The sequence below is a fragment of the Xanthomonas arboricola pv. guizotiae genome, from assembly GCF_002940205.1.
GTDB lineage: Bacteria > Pseudomonadota > Gammaproteobacteria > Xanthomonadales > Xanthomonadaceae > Xanthomonas > Xanthomonas arboricola_C.
On the sequence record NZ_MDSK01000015.1, the window covers coordinates 15,871 to 34,153 of the forward strand.

Sequence of the window (18,283 nt, forward strand, 5' to 3'; positions counted from 1 at the left end):
CCAGGCCAATATTGCGCCTCGCGTTTCGTCGCAATTACCAACTCAGTCCAAATCCTCGCGGATAAGCCACCTTCCCTGTATTTGTCTTCACGTCGTAACTTTTCCAAAGATTTACCGGCAAGTTGCCGCGCGGCGTCAGTTTGCCAGTGAGCACTTCCGCTAGCGACAACATGGAGGGACCGAGCCACACACCGTTGTTATATCCGTAGTAGGAATAAGCGGCGACAGCTGCATCCGTGTCCTCGGAATAATTGACGATGTCGTATGGCGCGCGCAAGGAGAGGTGGACGCGCTTCTTCCCCAAGCCAGCAGCATACCTGAGCCAATCGAGATACCTGTTGTCGTCCTGCACCACGTTCGCTTGCGCAGCGGGAACAACATCCTGCTCGACTGCCGTATAGCTCGTCGGCAGGGTGCCAAGCAGGAACACATCGCACTTGGCGATGTTTTCTCTTATCTGCGCGTCAGTGAGCGTCGCCTCATCTGCGGCAACCACACTGCGGTATCCTTCCTGTCCCATCGCGACCGCAATGCCTGTGGACTGCTGAGCTTGAGGCGTCAGGACGAAATAGCGCAACGATTTGTCTTTCAACGGCAACAGAGACTGGCGATTTATCACCACGGTTATAGACTGATCCGCAATCGCTTTCTGGACTTCTCCTGCAACCAAGGAGGACGCTTTGGTAAAATTTCGGTCGCTCCTTGTCAGCAGGTTATGCCGAGCTTTGAGTTCCAAAATTCGTTCTACCGAGGCATCTATGTCATCCTCGCTGATGCGTCCTTCTCTAACCTCTTCGACAATCAGACTGACAAGTCGAGGCAGAAGGTCGGCCTGAGAGGGTGAAGAGATACTAATTGGCATCAGCGCAATGTCCACTCCCGCAGAAAACACCTTCGCGACGGAATCTTCTTGGTTGAAGTTGTCGGTGATCGCCCCCATGTCCAGCGCGTCAGAAATGGTCACGCCGGCATAGCCTATTTCGTCGCGCAAGATGTGCGTCTGTATCTGACGCGACATGGTGGCGGGAACTATAATCCTTTGCCCGTTACGGTTAGTGACCAGACTTTCATCCAGCGCCGGATACTGGATATGCGCCGTCATGACCATGTCCGGAGCGGCGTTTGCGGAGACGGCCTGTTGATAGGGCGCAATATCGATTGCGAAGGCTTGGTCCCGCGAGAGATCCACGCGGGGAAGGCCAGTGTGCGAGTCGGTTGAAGTGCTGCCGTGGCCCGGAAAGTGCTTATAGGTGGTGACCAGCCCCTGCTGCTGCATTCCGACTGAAATTTTTCGGGCCAAGCGAGATACGACATTTGGATCGTCGCTGAATGCACGAACGTTGATTACCGGATTGAAGGGGTTGGCATTGACATCGGCCACCGGTGCGAAGTTGGTATTTATCTTCAAGGCAAGCAGATCCTGAGCCAATAACCTGCCTTGTTCAAAGGCAAGCTGTTCGCTTGATCCTCCTTCAATGGCTGCCGCAAGCGCCATATTGCCAGGAAAGGACGCATACTCGTTACGGGGAAGTCGAAAGACATTACCTCCCTCATTGTCCGTTGCAATCAGCAAATGCACTCCCCCGCTGCTCTCCATTCCAGCATACCAAGCCGTAAGTCTTTTGATCTGGAACTGATCCTTGAAGTTATTTGAAAAAAGAATGACGCCGCCAACGTGATTGTTCTTAATTATTCGGCCAATTACGTCATCGGGAACTGTCATGTCCCGCTTTTCATTACCCGTCGGGTCCCAGTAGCGAAAATCAAGCATTATTTTCTGCCCGATTTTTTCTTCGAGCGTCATTGCCTTTACTTTTTCTCTTATGTTCACAGCAACCCTCTCTCTGCCACCCATGCCGAACATGCTCCCGCTGGAGCCTGCGGCGCTCTTTGCGCTGACCAAATGAGCGTACGTCGAGCCGTTTTCCGCGACATGATCGACAAACCTGGCCGTTCCGAGAGACGATTTGGATGTCGCCGCGACGCTGTCAGCGCGATTCACGGCCGTTGTCTCAGCGGACACGCCCGGCCCGCTGAGAAGACAGGACGTCAGCAGCAAGGCAAATACTGTCACTCTGGGGCGGGGTCGAGCTTTTCTCGGAGATTTCATTGTGCACCTGCATGATTGCATCGGGATGTAGTGCCCGATGCGCGCGGATGCGATCTGCGGAGGCAAGCCACCCGGCATGATTCGGCAGGCCACTACACTGCGCAACGGACCGATTTTTTGAAGAGTTCGCCGCAGACAGTGGCAGGTATCGCCAATGCTTATTCCGGATATGTCTTCCAGGAAAGCGCGAATTGCCCGCCAATGTGCAGCACTTTCCGTGGGTCTTGCTTTCCTTTGGCGAAAATTCGCTACCGATAACGAATGCTTCCGAAATTTCGTTGGTTTGCCCTGACAGACTCTGGTTATTAGCTGAAAGAATCGATCTGATAGGCAGCTGAATGCCAGTTCGAGCCACCTAGCCCAACACCAGGCGTTGCCCGTAGCTGAGATCTGCGCTCCCGGAGAGCACTGGATGCTCACAATTCCCCGCAGAAGCTCCAAAAATCAGGATCACTCAAGACCGGGCCGTGGTCCTGCCAGAGGTTTTCAGCAAGCTACTCGGCGTAACGAACACCCCTGCCATTGGGTCGCCCCGATCAGTCCCTGACCGTGTACCGGCGAGGGACGTGCCGCGACAGGGATGCCTGGCGCATGCTGGGTCAACGTGATGCCTGGCGACCTAAAGCGCCCGCAGCGCGATGTATCACGCCACCGCGCAAGGTAAACAAGCGAGGCTTTCCCTGGCCGACACCGCCTACCGCTTCAATCGAAGATTCCGGTTGAGCGAACGGTTATCGCGACTCGTCAATGCCAAGATGGAATCCAGCCCTTGCCAAGAGCAGCTTCTGTGTACTCCAGCGATTTTCACGATGCCGGTCAGAGCCCGACGGGTCTTCATTGGCGTGTGATGGCCGTTGAGGCGAGTGCGAAGCGGGCTATCGCGCGTCGAGACGCGATAGCCCGCTTCCCGGACGGTTGGCCGCGCCTCACCGAAACACCACCGTGCGATGGCCATTGAGCACGATGCGGTGCTCGACATGGCGACGCACCGCACGCGCAAGCACCAGCGATTCGGTATCGCTGCCCAGCCGCACCAGGTCGCGCGGCGTCATCGCGTGATCCACGCGCGCCACGTCCTGTTCGATGATCGGGCCTTCGTCCAGGTCTTCGGTGACGTAATGCGCAGTGGCACCGATGATCTTGACCCCGCGTGCGTGCGCCTGGTGATACGGCTGCGCGCCCTTGAAGCTGGGCAGGAAGCTGTGATGGATATTGATCGCCCGCCCCGCCAATGCGCGGCATAACTCGGGCGAAAGAATCTGCATGTAGCGCGCCAGCACCACCAGATCGATCTGCAGCGCCTCGACCAGCGCAAGCAGCTGCGCTTCCTGCGCGGCGCGCGTGTCGGCGCTCACCGGCAGATGGTGGAAGGCGATGCCATAGGAGGCGGCCAGCGACGCGAAGTCGGCGTGGTTGGACACCACCGCCGCGATATCCACCGGCAATTGCCGGCTGTGCATGCGGAACAGCAGATCGTTGAGGCAATGCCCCTGCTTGCTCACCAGCACCAGCAGCCGCGCGCGGCGGCGCGCATCGTGCAGCTGCCAGTCCATCTGGAACTCATCGGCCAGCTGCGCAAAGCGGCGTTCCAGCCCGGCAATGTCGGCGCCCGGCGGTTTGTCGAAGTGCACGCGCAGGAAGAAGCGGCCACTTTCGTCGTCGCCGAACTGCTGTGCGTCGAGGATGTTGCAGGCCAGGTCGAACAGCAGCCCGGTCACGCGATAGACGATGCCGGTGCGGTCGGGGCAGGACAGGGTGAGGATGTAGTCGGAGCGCATCGGCACAATGATAGCCAATGCGCCCGGCTGCGGGCGCAGTGCTTGCGCCCGTAACTTTCCGCTGCAGCTCAGCGCGGCGGCAGGCGCAGCATCAGCCGCCGATTGATCTCGTCCAGTTGCGCCATCGATGCCTCCACCGAGGTCTCCATCGCTTCCTGGGTGGTGATGTGCGCACGCAGATGCGCCGGATCGGCGAGCTCGCCACGCACCAGAAACACGTTCTCGCCCACCTCGCCGACGTGCCGGCTGAGCACCACGTGATCCACCTGGTCGAAGCCATGCTGCTTGGCCAGCGGCAGCAGGCGCGCGGCCATGCGGACACTGGCGGCGTCGGTGGGTTTGTTCAACTCGGCATCGAGCGCGGCCACCGCTTCGCGGATCTGCGCGAACAGAGAGTGGTCCGGATGCTCGGGATGGTCCGGGCCCACCGGGCCCTGATCGACGACCGGTACGGCGGTCATCGTGTCCCACCGGCGCAGGTCGGTGCGCGCGGTGTGCGCTCGGTCGAACCGAGCGTGATATGCAGGTGTCGCATCGCATCCTCCCTGGAGCGGCGGCTGTCACGAGCCGGCATTTTAGAAGGTCTGCTGCATGTCGAGGTGAGCAAGAGGTGGGCCGTGTTGCTCTGGAGCGAAGCGGCCCGAGAGTGGGGAGCAGATGGAGCCGAGGGCGTGCGAAATCTGCTGCACGTGGCGCCGCCTCCTCCCCTCACCCCAACCCCCGCTCCGCGTCCCGGCCCGCGCCAGCAGCGCGGGCGCTTCGAGGCTTGCGCGCCAGTGACGCGCAAGCCGTGCCTTGCCGCCCCGCCGGGAGAGCGGCTAGCTCCGCTTTGCGGAGGCTGCGATCAGGCCTGCCCGGCCCGCCGCGCCGACACCTCTGCCAGCACCGCCCAGTCGGCGTTGCCGTCGCCATGCGCGATGGCCTCGTCCAGGCCGGCGCGCAGCAACTCGCCCAGTGGCATCGGCACCTGCCTGTCGGCGCCGGCCTGGATCGCCAGATCCACGTCCTTGCGGCCCAGGGTGGCGGTGAAGCCGGCGGGCAGGTAGTCGCGCTGCATGATCAGGCGGCCGTAGCCCTGGTACGCGGGCGCGGCGAACAAGGTGCTGGTGAGCATGCCCAGGAACTGGGTGGCGTCCACGCCGTGGCCGCGTGCCAGCGCGCTGGCTTCGGCCATGGCGCCGATCGCGCTGGCCAGGCAGAAGTTGGCTGCCAGCTTGACCGCATTGGCCTGCTCGGGGGTGCGGCCGATCTCCCAGGTGCGTTGACCGAGCACATCGAACATCGGCTGCACGCGCGCCAGTGCTGCCTCGTCGCCGGCGGCCAGAATGTTGAGCTTGCCGGCTTCGGCCACATCGACCCGGCCGAGCACCGGTGCGGCCACATAGGCCACGCCGCGTTCGGCATGCAGGGCGGTCAGCTCGTGCGCCAGTGCCACCGAGATGGTGGCCATGTTGACGTGCACGCTGCCGGCCGGCAGCGCATCCAGCACGCCTTGCTCCAGCACGGTGGCACGCACCGCGTTGTCGTCGGCCAGCATCGAAAACAGCAACGGGCCGTGCGCAGCGTCGCGCGGCGCATCCACCGCCGTGGCACCGGCCTCGCGCAGCGACTGCGTGCGCTGCGGCGAGCGATTCCACACACGCAGCTCGAAACCGCCGCGCAGCAGGTTGTGCGCCATCGGCAGGCCCATCGTCCCCAAGCCCAGAAATCCTATCGGCATGCGTTGTCCTTGTTCGTTATGACGTCTATCGGATGGATCAGCTGGCGAATACGCCACGCGCATCGCGCGGCTCGCAGCGCAGGTATTGCGGCGAGGGCGTGACCGACGCGCCGAGTGCGGCAGCGGCATGCCACGGCCAACGCGGGTCGTACAGGATGCCGCGCGCCAGTGCGATCGCATCGGCCTGGCCGTCCTGCAGGATCGCCTCGGCCTGCGCCGGCTCGGTGATCAGGCCCACACCGATCACCGGCGTGCTGACCTGCGCCTTGATCTGCTGCGCAAACGGAATCTGATAGCCCGCCTGCACCGGAATCTGCTGGCGCGGATCCAGCCCGCCGCTGGAGACATGGATGTAGTGCGCACCGCGCGCATCCAGCGCCTTGGACAGCGCGATGCTCTGCTCGAGATCCCAGCCACCCTCTACCCAATCGGTGGCCGAGATGCGCACGCCGATGGCAATCTTGTCCGACACCGCCGCGCGCACCGCGTCGAAGATGCGCAACGTCAGCCGCATGCGGTTGTCCAGCGAACCGCCATACGCATCGCTGCGCTGATTGCTCAGCGGCGACAGGAACTGATGCATCAGATAGCCATGCGCGGCATGCAGCTCGATCAGCGCCAGGCCGAGGCGTTCGGCGCGCCGTGCCGCACCGACAAAGGCCTGTACCACCGCATCGATGCCGGCCTGGTCCAGTGCCTGCGGCAGCGGCTGACCGTCACCGAACGCCAGCGCCGATGCGGACACGGTCTGCCAGCCATGCGCGTGATCCGGCGCAATCGCCTCGCCGCCTTTCCACGGCAGATCGGTGGAGGCCTTGCGCCCGGCGTGCGCCAGTTGGATGCCGATCGGCATCGGCGACCACTGCCGCACCGAGTCCAGCACCTCGCCCAGCGCCTGCTCGGTGGCATCGTCGTACAAGCCGAGGTCGGCGTAGGAGATGCGCCCCTGCGGCTGTACTGCGGCTGCTTCCAGGATCAGCAGGCCGGCACCGGATTGCGACAAGGTGCCCAGATGGATGCGGTGCCAGTCGCTGGCGCGGCCGTCCTGTGCGGAGTACTGGCACATCGGGGCGATGACGATCCGGTTGGCGAGCGCAAGCGGACCGAAGCGGATGGGGGAGAACAGCTGGCTCAAGGGGGCATCCACAGATGACACGGGGATGCCCATTGCACTGCGCCGCGCGCGTGCGCACAACCGCTGCGATGGATCACTGCGTCATGCCGAGCGCGCACTGGCATCGTTGACGCTGCGTGCACGCAGCGGATCGAACGGCGCATGCAGAAACGCCAGTGCCTGCGCGCACGACTGTTCGACCTTCAGGCTGAGCAGCTCGTCCGCACGGGTGCGCCCGAAGTTGAGCGCGGCGATCGGCAGGCCGTTGCGTGCCGCGGTCTGCACGAAACGAAAGCCCGAATACACCATCAGCGACGAGCCCACCACCAGCACCGCATCGGCCGCCTGCAGATGCGCAAATGCACGCTCCACGCGCTCGCGCGGCACGTTCTCGCCAAAGAACACCACATCCGGCTTCAGCACGCCGCCGCACACCGGGCACGGCGGCACTGCAAAGCTGTCGAAGGCCACATCGTCCAGGTCCGCATCGCCATCGGGCGCCTGCGCCGCGTCCAGCTCGGCCCAGCCGGGGTTGGCGTGTTCGAGCAGCAGCTGGAATTCGGTACGCGGCATGCGCCGCTCGCAGCCCATGCAGCGCACCACATCGAGCCGGCCATGCAGATCGATCACCGCCTGACTGCCGGCGGCCTGATGCAGGCGGTCCACGTTTTGCGTCAGCAGCAGTTCCAGCTGGCCGCGCGCTTCCAGTGCGGCCAGCGCGTGATGGGTGGCATTGGGTTGCGCCAGCCCGAAGCGCGGCCAGCCGACCAGGCTGCGTGCCCAATAGCGCTGCCGCGTGGACAGCTCGCCCATGAAGGCCTGGAACGTCACCGGTTGCGGACGCTTCCAGCCGCCTTGCAGATCGCGGTAATCGGGAATGCCCGAATCGGTGCTGCACCCGGCGCCGGTGAGCACGAACAGGCGCCGGTGGCGCTCGATGAAATCCTGCAGTGCATTGCCGTCCTGCACGAGTGCCGCCGTCATCGCGCAGCTCCGGTGGCCATGAGGTAACCGTGCAGCAACACCACCAGTTGCGCCTGCAGCGGCGCAATCCGCGTGGCGGGCACGCCCTCCTCGAGCAGGCTCCTCACCGGCCCGGTGATGGCCGCCATGCCGATCTCGGCCACCGCCCCGCAATCGTCGAAGCGCACATCCGCGGCGGTGGCCAGCGCAGCGGCAAACGCCTGCTGCGAGCGCTTGCGCGCCTGCGACCCCAGCGCGGCGCCACCATGCAGCTCGGCAATGGCGTACAGCGCGCGCGCGACGTCCATGTGCTGCAGCTTGGCCTGCACGAAGGCATGCACCAAGGCCTCGCACTGCTGCGCCAGCGTGCGTCCGTGCTGTTGCGCGCAGGCCCGTTCCACCGCGTCGCTCACCGCCTGCAGATGCCACTGCAGCAACGCGATCAACATCGCCTGCCGATTGGGGTAGTACTGGTACACGCTGCCGACCGACACGCCGGCACGCTCGGCCACCCGCGTGGTGGTGCAGCCCTGCAGTCCGTCGGCCACCAGCACCTGGATGCTGGCCTGGCGGATGACCTCCACGGTGGCGCGCGAGCGCGCTTGCTGCGGGGCCTTGCGCGGTGCTGGCAGGGGCAATGAGGTGCTCACGAAGGCGGCTGTACACACGGATGGGTGGCACATAGTCTGGGGGCCTTCTCGGTGATTCCAAGCAAGCGCGCCGCTCCAACTCCGCAGCCCCTGGCGCTGCGCGACGGCGCCGAGCGCCCGATTGCTTCACCGTGTCGTTGGCGAAGGTACCGCGTAACGCGGGCCTTGCGGTCAATGCGCCGATGCAGTCGATCACGCTCGCGCCGCCACCGATCTCGACGACCACGCCGGTCCAGGCAGCGTCGAACAAGCGGCTGCCAGCGTGGCGCGGGTTGCGATGTCCGAGCTGGCGCCGGCGCGATGACACCGAGGGCGGGACGATTGACCTGGTGATGCGCACCGAGCGAGGCATAGCCGGCCACCTGCCGCGCACGGTTGAAACCGCTTGAAAACAAGTGCCACGTTACAGATCGGCACGTAGGCCCGCCAACTTAGCGTGATCGGGCGCACACGCAATGCTGCGGAAACATGGCGCCGCGACAGTGGGCAGCTCCCCCGCCGACCCCACTCCTGCCATGCCCTACACCCACATCCGGACGCGCTCCGGAGTGCGTCGTGCCGTGTCGCGTCGTCCGCTCGCCGTCCTGCTTGCATTGACCCTGACCACCCCCGCGCTCGCGCAGGAGGCCGCACCCGCCACGCCTGCCACCCGCAAGGGCGAGGACAGCATCTTCTCGCTGGACCGGATGATCGTCACCGGCGCCGGCCAGGCCCAGAACCAGTTCGACGCCTCGTATGCGATCACCGCGCTGACCGCCGAGCAGATCGACAAGCTGGCCCCGCTCAACCTGGCCAGCCTGATCGGCTCGATGCCCGGCATCTATGCCGAATCCACCGGCGGCGAAGTGCAGAACGTCTACCGCATCCGCGGCATTCCCGACGAAGGCTCGTTTGCGGTGATCCAGGAAGACGGCATCAGCCCCTACCCGGACAACAACGGCTACTTCTACAAGACCGAAGGCCTGGTGCGCCCGGACCTGATGGTCGAATCGGTGGAAACCGTACGCGGCGGGCCGTCGCCGATCTTCACTTCCAATGCCGCGGCCATCGTCAATTTCGTCACCCGCCAGGGCGGCGACACCCCCGAAGGCGCAGTGCGCACCACTGTCGGCGACACCGCGCTGTATCGGCTCGATGGCTACTGGTCGGGCAAGCTTGCCGACGGCTGGTACCTGGCTGCCGGCGGCTTCGTGCGGCGCAACGACGGCTACCGCGAGGTGGGCTTTTCGGCCGACGAGGGCGGGCAGTTCCGCATGAACCTCACGCACACGCTGGAGCACGGCAAGCTGAGCTTCACCGCCAAGCATCTGGACGACAGGAACGCGTTCTACATGCCGATCCCGCTGTACGACCCGCGCGACACCTCGCGTTCGCTGGACCCGTTGATCGACCGCTTCACCGGCACCTTGAGCAGCGCGCAGCTGAAGCGCGCCAGCATCGTCTCCAGCGATGCCAACGGCGCGCCGCAGCGCGAGTTGCGCGACCTGTCCGATGGCCGCCACATGAAGTTCAACCATCTGGGCGTCAACCTGGACCTGGCCTTCGACAACGGCTGGAGCCTGTCCAACAAGGCCATCGTCAATCGCCTGGACATGACCTTCGACGCGCTGTATTCCAGCAATGCGCCGCAGGACGCCGCCGCGTATGCCGACAGCCGCCGCGCTGCCGCCAGCGCCGCGTTTCCCGGGCTGAGCTCGCTGGGCTACGTCTACACCGACGACGGCAGCCGCTTCGATCCGGCCAGCACCGACGGCCTGGTGATCCAGGGCCAGTACCGCGCCATGAACGTGCGCGCCGATTCGTTCGCCGACGACCTGCGCCTGCATCGCCGCTTCGACTGGGGCGGCGACAGCCACGACATCACGCTCGGCGTGTACGGCGCCTACTACGCGCGTTCCTACACTTCGCGTTACCAGAGCTATCTGCTGGAAATGCGGCAGAACCCGCGCACGATCGACCTGCTCGGCTACGGCGCGGCCGGCAACGTGGTCGGTGGCGTGACCAAGGACGGGGTGGTGATCTACGGCGCCGACCGCACCCAGGGCAAGGCCTACACCAGCATGCTGGCGCCCTACATCGCCGACACCTGGCAGCTGACCGACACGCTGCGCCTGGAAGCCGGCGTGCGTCACGAGCGCTACCGCTACCGCGCCTGGAGCATGCTGCGCAGCACCGGCACCCTGGGCATGGCCGGCACCCTGGCCGACGATGCCGCGCGCCTGTTCACCGGGGCCCGCGCACACACCGCGCTGGACGTGGGCGTGACCAACTGGACCGCGGGCTTCAACTACGACATCAATCCCACCGTCGGCCTCTACGGCCGCGCCTCGCGTGCGCACCGCGCGCCCAGCGAGGGCGCCAACGCAGGCAACGTCAACATCCCCACCGCCGACCAGTTCGAGCTCGGCACCAAGCTCAACTTCGACACGCTGGACGTATTCGCCACCGCCTTCTACACCAAGTACGACCCCTACAACATCGGCACCAGCGCGGTGAATCCGCAGACCGGCGCGGCCGAATCCAAGGACTACCGCGGCAGCGTCACCAACCCCGGCATCGAACTGGCGGCGGTGTGGACGCCGGCGCAGTGGCTACGTCTTGATGCCAACCTGACCTACAACGACACCAAGGTGTCCGACCTCACCGAGGTGGTGGCCAATGGCGCGGTGGCCGTGGTCGACGTGGACGGCAACATGCCCAACCGCCAGCCGAGGCTGTACGGCAATGCCGGCCCGACGCTGTTGTTCACCACCGGTGCGTTCGATTGGGAAACCTCGTTGCGCTACGCCTACGTGGGCAAGCGCTACGCCGACCTGGAAAACACCACCGAGCTGGCCGCCTACGACACCCTGGCGGCCAACATCCTGGTGCGCAACGGGCCGTGGGACGTGCAGCTGTCGGTGGACAACCTGTCCAACACCTTTGCACTGACCGAAGGCAACCCGCGCACCGACACCATCTCCGGCCAGGGCACGCGCGCACCGATCTACGGCCGGCCGATCTACGCGCGCAACTCGCGGCTGGTGGTGACCTACCACTTCTGAGTGCGCCGGCGTCCGGGGTCTCGCAGCCTCGATGCCAGCGCTCCACTTCCCGATCCATCGCCTCTAGCGCCGCAGCTGCGCTGCAGGCCACAAGGACTGCCATGACAGCTTCCCGTCTTGCCTGTGCGCTGCTGGTTGCAGCAGCGACGTGTTCCGGCGATGCCGCCGCCTGGGGCCACCGCGCGCATGCCGCCATCGACAGCGCCGCGGTGCAGGCGCTGCCCGACGACGGCCCGGTCTTCCTCAAGCAGTACGCGCAGGTGATCGCCGACGGCGCCACGCTGCCGGACGGCTGGCGCAGCGACAGCGAACCCCTCCTCAAGATCGAAGAAGACCCCAACCACGGCTGGTTCCGCGAGCAGTTCGCCTTCATGCAGCACCTGCCGCGCTCGCGCTACGCCTTCGTGCTGGCTCTGTACGACCAACAGCGGCGCATCGCCGGCAGCGACCCGCAACTGGCGCAGCGCATGAACGTGCGTTGGGCCGGCACCTTGCCGTACGCCGCCAGCGAAGGCTACCAACGCATCGTGGCGACCATGCGGCAGCTGCGCACGCTGCGCGCCAAGGGCCAGGACACCCGAGAGCTCGAACGCAACTGCGCGTTCTACGTCAGCTGGTTTGCGCACTACATCGGCGATGGCGCGCAGCCGCAGCACGACAGCATCCATCACGACGGCTGGCAGGGGCCGAACCCGCACGGCTACAGCACCGACCCGAAGGTGCACGGCAAGTTCGAGAGCGATTACGTGGAGAAGATTGCGCTGACCCCGCAGGACCTGCTGAGCCGCATGCCGGCCCTGGCGCACCAGGATGGCGATGTGTTCGAGCAGATCCTGGGCTTTCTCGACATCGGTACCGGCCGTGTCGAGCAGGTCTATCGCCTGGAAAAGGCCGGCGCCTTCGACGATGCGTCCAGCAGCGACGGTCGCGCGATGGTCTATCGCACCGCCGGCGACGGCGCGGCGATGCTGCGCGACCTGCTGGTGCGCGCCTGGCGCGAAAGCGCGCTGCGACCGGGCACCTCCACGCCACCCAGCATGGACCCGGGCCATCCGCAGTACGACCCGGCGACCGGATCTGCACCTGCCGGCAGGTCGCCCACGCTGTAACTGGCGATGGCGACACGGGGGTGCCGCCATCGGCGTGCCGACCTGCGTGCCGACCTGCGCGGTGGCAGCGGGCGCCGCGCGGGCAGCGCAGCGCGCCCTGCGGATCGCACGTGCCATCACGCCGCGTCAGTCGGCGTTGGCGGCCTAGTCGACAAAGCGCAGCAGATCCTGACTGAAGCGCGGGCTGTCTTCCAGAAACGGGGCATGCCCGGCGTCGGGATACAGCACCGTCTGCGCACGCGGCTGCAGCTGCCGTGCACGCGCCAGCGTCGGCCCGGTGGTCACCAGTGCATCGCGCGCACCGTACATCAGCAACACCGGCAGCTGCGTGCGTTGCAGGCCGGCGACGTCGATCGACATGCCCTGCACGGCCCGCTGCATGTCCCACGAGGCCAGCGACGCATTGGCCAGCAAGGTTTCAAACACCGGCGCAGGCGGCTGGGTGGCGAAGCACAGCCGCAGGAAGTCCTGCACCGCCCGCAGGTGCGTGCGCAGGTCGTCGGAGACCAGGTCGCGATAGAGCGCCGGATGCGCGCCCAGTTGCTCTGCGCGCAATTCGATCACGCCATCGACATACACCACCCCGCCAAGCCCTTCGTCGCCGTAACGGGTGAGGTAGTTGCTGATCACCGCACCGCCCAGCGACCAACCCACCAGCACCGCATCGCGCGCGTTTGCGGCCTTCACCACGGCGGCAAGGTCGTCGGCCCAGCGCATGCCGTCCCGATATGCGGACGCAGCCGCCGGCTTGCCAGACCGCCCATGCCCGCGCAGGTCGTAGGTGATCAAGCGATAGCCTTGCAGGCGCGGATCGGCCAGCTGCGCGTCCCAATCGATGCGGCTGCCGAGCAGGCCGTGCACGAACACGATTGCCCGGCCATCGGTGGCGCCATGCTCCTGCACCGCCAGGGCCACGCCGTCGGGCGCGGTGACGGTGTAGCTGCGCGACGCCGGGGGTGAGGCAGGGCCCGCCGCCGCCAAGGTTGAAGAGAACAGCAGCAGGCAGGCCAGCAGGTAGCGCATCGGCACCATGCCAAGAACGGGGAGAAAGCGAACAGGCATCGGAGTGAGCTCCAGACAATGGGAGCCACCATCCTCCAGCCTCACCCCAATGTGAGGGTCAAGCGTTGCGTGCACCGTATGCTGGGCACATGGTCACATCGTCCGAACCCTCGCTGAGCATTGGCGCGCTTGCGCTGCAGACCGGCGCCAGCGTGCGCTCGCTTCGTCACTACGACGCGCATGGGCTGCTGACCTCCTCGCGCAGCGCCAATGGCTACCGGGTGTTTCCCGCCGCCTGCGTTGCGCAGGTGCGGCAGATCCAGCGGCTGATCGCCACCGGCTTCAGCCTGGACGACATCCTCGGCTTCCCCGATTGCATGCGTCTGGTGGAAGGCGCGCAGATGTGCCCGGAAACCGCGCAGGCGCATCGGGCACGCCTGCAGCTGATCGAGCGCCAGCTGGCCGACCTGGAGCGGCGGCGGGCGCGTTTGCTGGAGACCCTGGCGCAGGGTTCAGCGGATGCCGCGGCCACGCTGCCGCCTGCCGCGCAGACCAGACGCAGCAGGCGGGCGCGCTAGAGCGGCTGACAGACGCCGCGCAGTCGTGCAGTCAGTCGTTCCTGGACGCGGCGGTCGAGCCGCGTCACTCGCCGCGTGCAGGGTGCGGCGCAAAGCGCCCGTACGGCCGCGTGTCGTCGGCGCGCTGGCGCAGCACGTAGGCCGCGGCGAAGGCGAGCGCCAGCAAGGTCAGGCACATGCCGACCAGCGCCCCCCAGCCACCGTGTTGCCAGAACCAGCCGCCAAGCGCGCCGATCACGCTGGAGCCGGCGTAATACGCCAGCAGATACAGCGATGCGGCGTGACTGCGGTGCGCGCCGCCGAGCCGGCTCACCCACGCGCTGGCCGCCGAATGCGCAATGAAGAAGCCGATCGTCAGCAACACGATGCCGCCCACCACCAGCGCCAGCACATGCGCCAGGGTCAGCGCCACGCCGAGGACGCACAGCACGATGCCGGTGGTGACCACCGGGCCGCGCCCGAAACGGTCCGACGCCGCACCGGCCACCGACGAACTGACGATGCCGAACACATAGGCGCTGAAGATCATGCCGATCTGGCTCTGGCTCAGGCCGAATTCCGGCCCGCCCAGCCGGAAGCCGGCGTAGTTGTAGAGGCAGACGAACACGCCCATCAACAGGAACGGCAGCGCGAACAGGAACGGCAGGTTGCGGTCGCGCAGATGCCCGGCCCAGGCGCGCAGATGGAAGCGCAGGTTGATGCCGTGCCGGCGCACGAAGTTGCGCGACGGCGGCAGCAACCAGAAGAACGCCAGCGCGCACAGCAGGTCGAACACGCTCAACACCGCCAGTGCGGTGCGCCAGTCGTAGTGATCGGTCAGCACGCTCATCACGATGCGCCCGCTCATGCCGCCGAAGGCATTGCCGGCCACATACAGGCCGGTGGCCGCGCCCATCCTGCTGGCCGGCAGTTCCTCGCCCAGATACACCATCGCCACCGCCGGCACCCCGCCCAGCGCGATGCCGGACAAGGTGCGCACCAGCACCAGCGCGCCCCAGTGCGGAAGGAAGGCGGCGACCAGGTTGAGCACCGCGGCCAGCGCGATCGACACGAACATCAGCCCGCGCCGGCCCAGGTTCTCCGACACTGCGCCGGCGCAGAAGATCGCCAGGGCCAGCGCGCCGGTGGCCAGCGACAACGGCAGCGAGGCGATGGCCGCATCCACGCCGAAGACACGCGCAAACTCCGGCAGCACCGGCTGCACGCTGTACAGCAGCGAGAAGGTGGCAAAGCCGGCCAGGAACAGGGCAAGGCGGATGCGGCCGCTGGCCGGCGCATCGGCGGCGGCGGCGTTGTCGGCAACGCCGGCGGTGGCGCCCGGCAGGCGGCCGGTGCGGCGATCAGGAGAGGACACGGGCGCAGCATCGAGGTAGGGGACGGCGAGTATTCGCCTGCGCTGACCCCCTGTCCAATATATGATGCTGGCAGTTGCCATATGCAGAACAGATAGCATGGAACTTCGCCACCTGCGCTACTTCCTGGCCGTCGCCGAGGAGGGCAACTTCACCCGCGCCGCAGCGCGGGTCGGCATCGGCCAGCCGCCGTTGAGCCAGCAGATCCAGGCGCTGGAGCGCACTCTGGGCACGCCGCTGTTCCGGCGCACCCACAGCGGCGCCGAGCTGACCCCGGCTGGCGAGGCCTTCCTGGTCGAGGTGCGCCGCGTGCTCGCCGATGTGGAGCGCGCCGCGGAAACCGCACGGCGGGTGGCGCGCGGCGAATCCGGCCGGCTGCGGCTGGGCTTCACCGCCTCGGCCGCGTTCAACCCGGTGGTGCCGCACCTGATCCGCGATTTTCGTCGGCAATGGCCGCAGGTCGAGCTGTTGCTGGAAGAAACCAATACTGCCGGGCTGCTGCTGGCCCTGGCCGATGGCCGCCTGGACGCGGCCTTCGTGCGCTACGGCCTGAGCACGCCGCCCGACCTGCAACTGCTGCGCTTTGCCGACGAACCGATGAAGATCGCCGTGCCCACCGCGCATCGCCTGGCCGCCCGCAACAGCGCGCCACTGGCCGCGCTGGCGGGCGAACCGTTCATCCTGTTCCCGCGCAGCTTCGGGTCCAGCCTGTACGACGAGATCCTCGCCGCCTGCCGGCAATCCGGGGTGACCCTGCGCATCACCCAGGAGGCGCCGCAGATGTCGTCCATCGTCAACCTGGTGGCCGCCGAACTGGGCGTGTCGGTGGTGCCGGCCTCCACCGCGCAGCTGCAGCTGCCCGGCGTGCGCTATCTGGATATCGAAGGCCAGATGCCGCTGGCCAGGCTGGCCCTGGCAGTAGCGCCCGGCGCCCTGGACACCGCGCCGCTGGTCCAGCATCTGTGGGCGCTGGCGGAAGTGCTGTGAGCCCGGCTGATCTTGAGCCGACAGCACCACGGTTTTTGTAGGAGCGCACTCGTGCGCGATGTGGCTCTCCCGGTAACGCCCTCGCGCACAAGTGCGCTCCTACCCTGCCAACGGANGCCAGGCCTGTCGTAGGAGCGCACTCGTGCGCGACGTGGCTCTCCCGGTAACGCCCTCGCGCACAAGTGCGCTCCTACCCTGCCAACGGAAGGCCAGATGCCGCTGGCCACGCCTGTCGTAGGAGCGCACTCGTGCGCGATGTGGCTCTACCGGTAACGCCCTCGCGCACAAGTGCGCTCCTACCCTGCCAACGGAAAGCCAGATGCCGCTGGCCAGGCCTGTCGTAGGAGCGCACTCGTGCGCGACGTGGCTCTCCCGGTAACGCCCTCGCGCACAAGTGCGCTCCTACCCTGCCAACGGAAGGCCAGATGCCGCTGGCCACGCCTGTCGTAGGAGCGCACTCGTGCGCGACGTGGCTCTCCCGGTAACGCCCCTTCGCGCACAAGTGCGCTCCTACCAACCCGCGGGTCGAAAGATGTTGGATTGCGTTGCCTGCCACCAGCGATGGCGCTGGTTTTGAGCCGAGGTCTGATCAACACACCCTCAGCCACGCCAGCAGCCATTGCTCCTGTGGAAGCGCACATGCCCGCGATGCTTGCGTGGCGACATCATCGCGGCCAGGGCCTTCGCTGCAGGCAGCATGCACGTTGCCAGCGCGCGCACGTGCCCTGCCGAATCCGCGTACATCATCCGGGCACACCGCTTGACCTCAACCGCGATTGAGGGCTTTGCCGCGCTGGGCGACGATGATGGCTTGTTGATCGTGGTCGATCAGGCGCGGCGCTGGTTTCCGCAGCAGCGGCAGTTGCCGTGGGCCAGCGGCGTGCGGGTCAGCGTGGATGCACCGCAGGCGGGGCTGCGCTTGCGCGATGCGCAGGGCTGGGAGTTGCTGGCGGCGTGATGGCCCACGCCGCGCAGGTCATGCCGCCGCTGCAGGCGCGGGCAGACGGAAGAACGCCCGCGCCGCCGCAGTGCTGCTGGCCGCGGTCAGCACCATGTCCTCGCCGCGATCGCGTGCGAGTTCTTCGACGATATGCGACAGGAACATCGGCTCGTTGCGGCGGTCCTTGGGCATCGGCTTGAGCGTGCGCGGCAGCAGGTACGGCGCATCGGTTTCGATCATCAACCGGTTGGCCGGGATGTTGCGCACCAGCTCGCGCAGATGCAGGCCGCGGCGCTCGTCGCACAGCCAGCCGGTGATGCCGATGTAGTAATCGCGGTCCAGGTAGTCGAACAGTTCTTCGCGGCTGCCGGTGAAGCAATGCACCACCGCCGGGCCGAGGCGGCCATCGAAGCTGCGCATGATCGACAGGAAATCGTCGTGCGCCTCGCGCTGATGCAGGAACAGCGGCTTGCCGTTGTCGGCAGCCAGTTGCAGCTGGCGCTCGAAGGCCTTGTGCTGGGCCGGACGCGGGGCGAAATCGCGGAAATAATCCAGCCCGCATTCGCCTACCGCCACCACCTGCGGGTGCGCCTGCAGCGTGCGCATTTCGGCCTCGCATTCGGCGGTGAACTCCACCGCGTGGTGCGGGTGCACGCCGGCGGTGGCGTAGAGGAATCCGGGATGCTGCTGGGCCAGCTGCAAGGCCAGCGGCGAATGCTCGCGACTGGCACCGGTGATCACCAATTGCGCAACGCCTGCGTCGCGTGCACGTTGCAGCACGGCGTCGCGGTCGCGGTCGAAGGAGTCGTGGGTGAGGTTGGCGCCGATATCGATCAACTGCATGCTGCGGTGTCGTGTGGGGAGAGCCGGGCAAGTGTAACGAGTGGGGGTTGTGTGCGCTTAGCGCTTCGCGTCCCTTCGCCCGCCGGGAGAAGC

General features: G+C 66.3%; 15 protein-coding genes and 2 pseudogenes. 7 read left to right on the forward strand and 10 right to left on the reverse strand.

Annotated features, from left to right (window positions below; genetic code table 11):
- Positions 1 to 34 precede the first annotated feature (34 nt).
- The gene (locus tag XarbCFBP7408_RS10945; protein ID WP_258072109.1) at positions 35 to 2,002 is read right to left on the reverse strand and encodes a glycoside hydrolase family 3 N-terminal domain-containing protein; all 1,968 of its coding nucleotides are present in this window, start codon (positions 2,000 to 2,002) and stop codon (positions 35 to 37) included.
- Between the two features lie 661 nt (positions 2,003 to 2,663).
- On the opposite strand from XarbCFBP7408_RS10945, the pseudogene XarbCFBP7408_RS23150 reads away from it, so the two are divergent.
- Positions 2,664 to 2,958 (forward strand): annotated as a pseudogene (locus XarbCFBP7408_RS23150) (hypothetical protein); the annotation flags it as partial.
- 78 nt (positions 2,959 to 3,036) lie between these two features.
- Here XarbCFBP7408_RS23150 and purU read toward each other — a convergent pair.
- The 6 genes from purU to XarbCFBP7408_RS10975 all read right to left on the reverse strand — a co-directional run bounded on the left by purU (position 3,037) and on the right by XarbCFBP7408_RS10975 (position 8,323).
- A complete protein-coding gene (purU, locus tag XarbCFBP7408_RS10950; RefSeq protein WP_181106585.1) occupies positions 3,037 to 3,888 on the reverse strand; it encodes a formyltetrahydrofolate deformylase in 852 nt (283 codons plus the stop codon).
- Positions 3,889 to 3,956: 68 nt separating this feature from the next.
- A complete protein-coding gene (locus XarbCFBP7408_RS10955) occupies positions 3,957 to 4,349 on the reverse strand; it encodes an XVIPCD domain-containing protein (protein WP_104562973.1) in 393 nt (130 codons plus the stop codon).
- A gap of 383 nt (positions 4,350 to 4,732) precedes the next feature.
- The gene (locus XarbCFBP7408_RS10960) at positions 4,733 to 5,608 is read right to left on the reverse strand and encodes an NAD(P)-dependent oxidoreductase (protein WP_104562974.1); all 876 of its coding nucleotides are present in this window, start codon (positions 5,606 to 5,608) and stop codon (positions 4,733 to 4,735) included.
- Positions 5,609 to 5,645: 37 nt separating this feature from the next.
- The gene (locus tag XarbCFBP7408_RS10965) at positions 5,646 to 6,764 is read right to left on the reverse strand and encodes an NADH:flavin oxidoreductase/NADH oxidase (RefSeq protein ID WP_181106583.1); all 1,119 of its coding nucleotides are present in this window, start codon (positions 6,762 to 6,764) and stop codon (positions 5,646 to 5,648) included.
- A 60-nt stretch (positions 6,765 to 6,824) separates the two neighbouring features.
- The gene (locus XarbCFBP7408_RS10970; protein ID WP_104562976.1) at positions 6,825 to 7,706 is read right to left on the reverse strand and encodes an NAD-dependent protein deacetylase; all 882 of its coding nucleotides are present in this window, start codon (positions 7,704 to 7,706) and stop codon (positions 6,825 to 6,827) included.
- On the reverse strand, positions 7,703 to 8,323 hold the full coding sequence (locus XarbCFBP7408_RS10975; RefSeq protein ID WP_104562977.1) for a TetR/AcrR family transcriptional regulator: 621 nt from the start codon (positions 8,321 to 8,323) through the stop codon (positions 7,703 to 7,705). The genes XarbCFBP7408_RS10970 and XarbCFBP7408_RS10975 overlap by 4 nt, the downstream gene beginning before the upstream one ends.
- A gap of 143 nt (positions 8,324 to 8,466) precedes the next feature.
- Between XarbCFBP7408_RS10975 and XarbCFBP7408_RS22370 the strand changes: the two genes are divergently transcribed.
- From XarbCFBP7408_RS22370 to XarbCFBP7408_RS10985, 3 genes are all read left to right on the forward strand, one after another.
- Positions 8,467 to 8,724 carry a hypothetical protein gene (locus tag XarbCFBP7408_RS22370; protein WP_146094135.1) on the forward strand — a complete coding sequence of 86 codons (258 nt, stop codon included), beginning with the start codon at positions 8,467 to 8,469 and terminating at the stop codon, positions 8,722 to 8,724.
- A gap of 171 nt (positions 8,725 to 8,895) precedes the next feature.
- Positions 8,896 to 11,379: a TonB-dependent receptor gene (locus XarbCFBP7408_RS10980; RefSeq protein WP_258072111.1), complete on the forward strand. Its 2,484-nt coding sequence runs from the start codon at positions 8,896 to 8,898 to the stop codon at positions 11,377 to 11,379.
- Between the two features lie 101 nt (positions 11,380 to 11,480).
- Positions 11,481 to 12,488, forward strand: a complete 1,008-nt coding sequence (locus tag XarbCFBP7408_RS10985; protein ID WP_258072112.1) for a nuclease — start codon at positions 11,481 to 11,483, stop codon at positions 12,486 to 12,488.
- 144 nt (positions 12,489 to 12,632) lie between these two features.
- On the opposite strand, the gene XarbCFBP7408_RS10990 is transcribed toward XarbCFBP7408_RS10985, so the two are convergent.
- Positions 12,633 to 13,550: an alpha/beta fold hydrolase gene (locus XarbCFBP7408_RS10990; protein WP_104562979.1), complete on the reverse strand. Its 918-nt coding sequence runs from the start codon at positions 13,548 to 13,550 to the stop codon at positions 12,633 to 12,635.
- Positions 13,551 to 13,639: 89 nt separating this feature from the next.
- Here XarbCFBP7408_RS10990 and XarbCFBP7408_RS10995 point away from each other — a divergent pair, with 89 nt between their 5' ends.
- A complete protein-coding gene (locus XarbCFBP7408_RS10995) occupies positions 13,640 to 14,068 on the forward strand; it encodes a MerR family transcriptional regulator (RefSeq protein ID WP_104562980.1) in 429 nt (142 codons plus the stop codon).
- 64 nt (positions 14,069 to 14,132) lie between these two features.
- Here the strand turns inward: XarbCFBP7408_RS10995 and XarbCFBP7408_RS11000 are convergent, their stop codons facing one another.
- The gene (locus XarbCFBP7408_RS11000; RefSeq protein WP_429001387.1) at positions 14,133 to 15,422 is read right to left on the reverse strand and encodes an MFS transporter; all 1,290 of its coding nucleotides are present in this window, start codon (positions 15,420 to 15,422) and stop codon (positions 14,133 to 14,135) included.
- A 97-nt stretch (positions 15,423 to 15,519) separates the two neighbouring features.
- Between XarbCFBP7408_RS11000 and XarbCFBP7408_RS11005 the strand changes: the two genes are divergently transcribed.
- The gene (locus XarbCFBP7408_RS11005) at positions 15,520 to 16,407 is read left to right on the forward strand and encodes a LysR family transcriptional regulator (RefSeq protein ID WP_104562982.1); all 888 of its coding nucleotides are present in this window, start codon (positions 15,520 to 15,522) and stop codon (positions 16,405 to 16,407) included.
- A 775-nt stretch (positions 16,408 to 17,182) separates the two neighbouring features.
- Positions 17,183 to 17,365, forward strand: a pseudogene (locus XarbCFBP7408_RS11010) (hypothetical protein); the annotation flags it as partial.
- A gap of 18 nt (positions 17,366 to 17,383) precedes the next feature.
- Here the strand turns inward: XarbCFBP7408_RS11010 and XarbCFBP7408_RS11015 are convergent.
- Entirely contained in the window at positions 17,384 to 18,190 is an 807-nt protein-coding gene (locus XarbCFBP7408_RS11015; RefSeq protein WP_104562983.1) for a TatD family hydrolase, read from the reverse strand.
- Between the last annotated feature and the right edge of the window lie 93 nt (positions 18,191 to 18,283).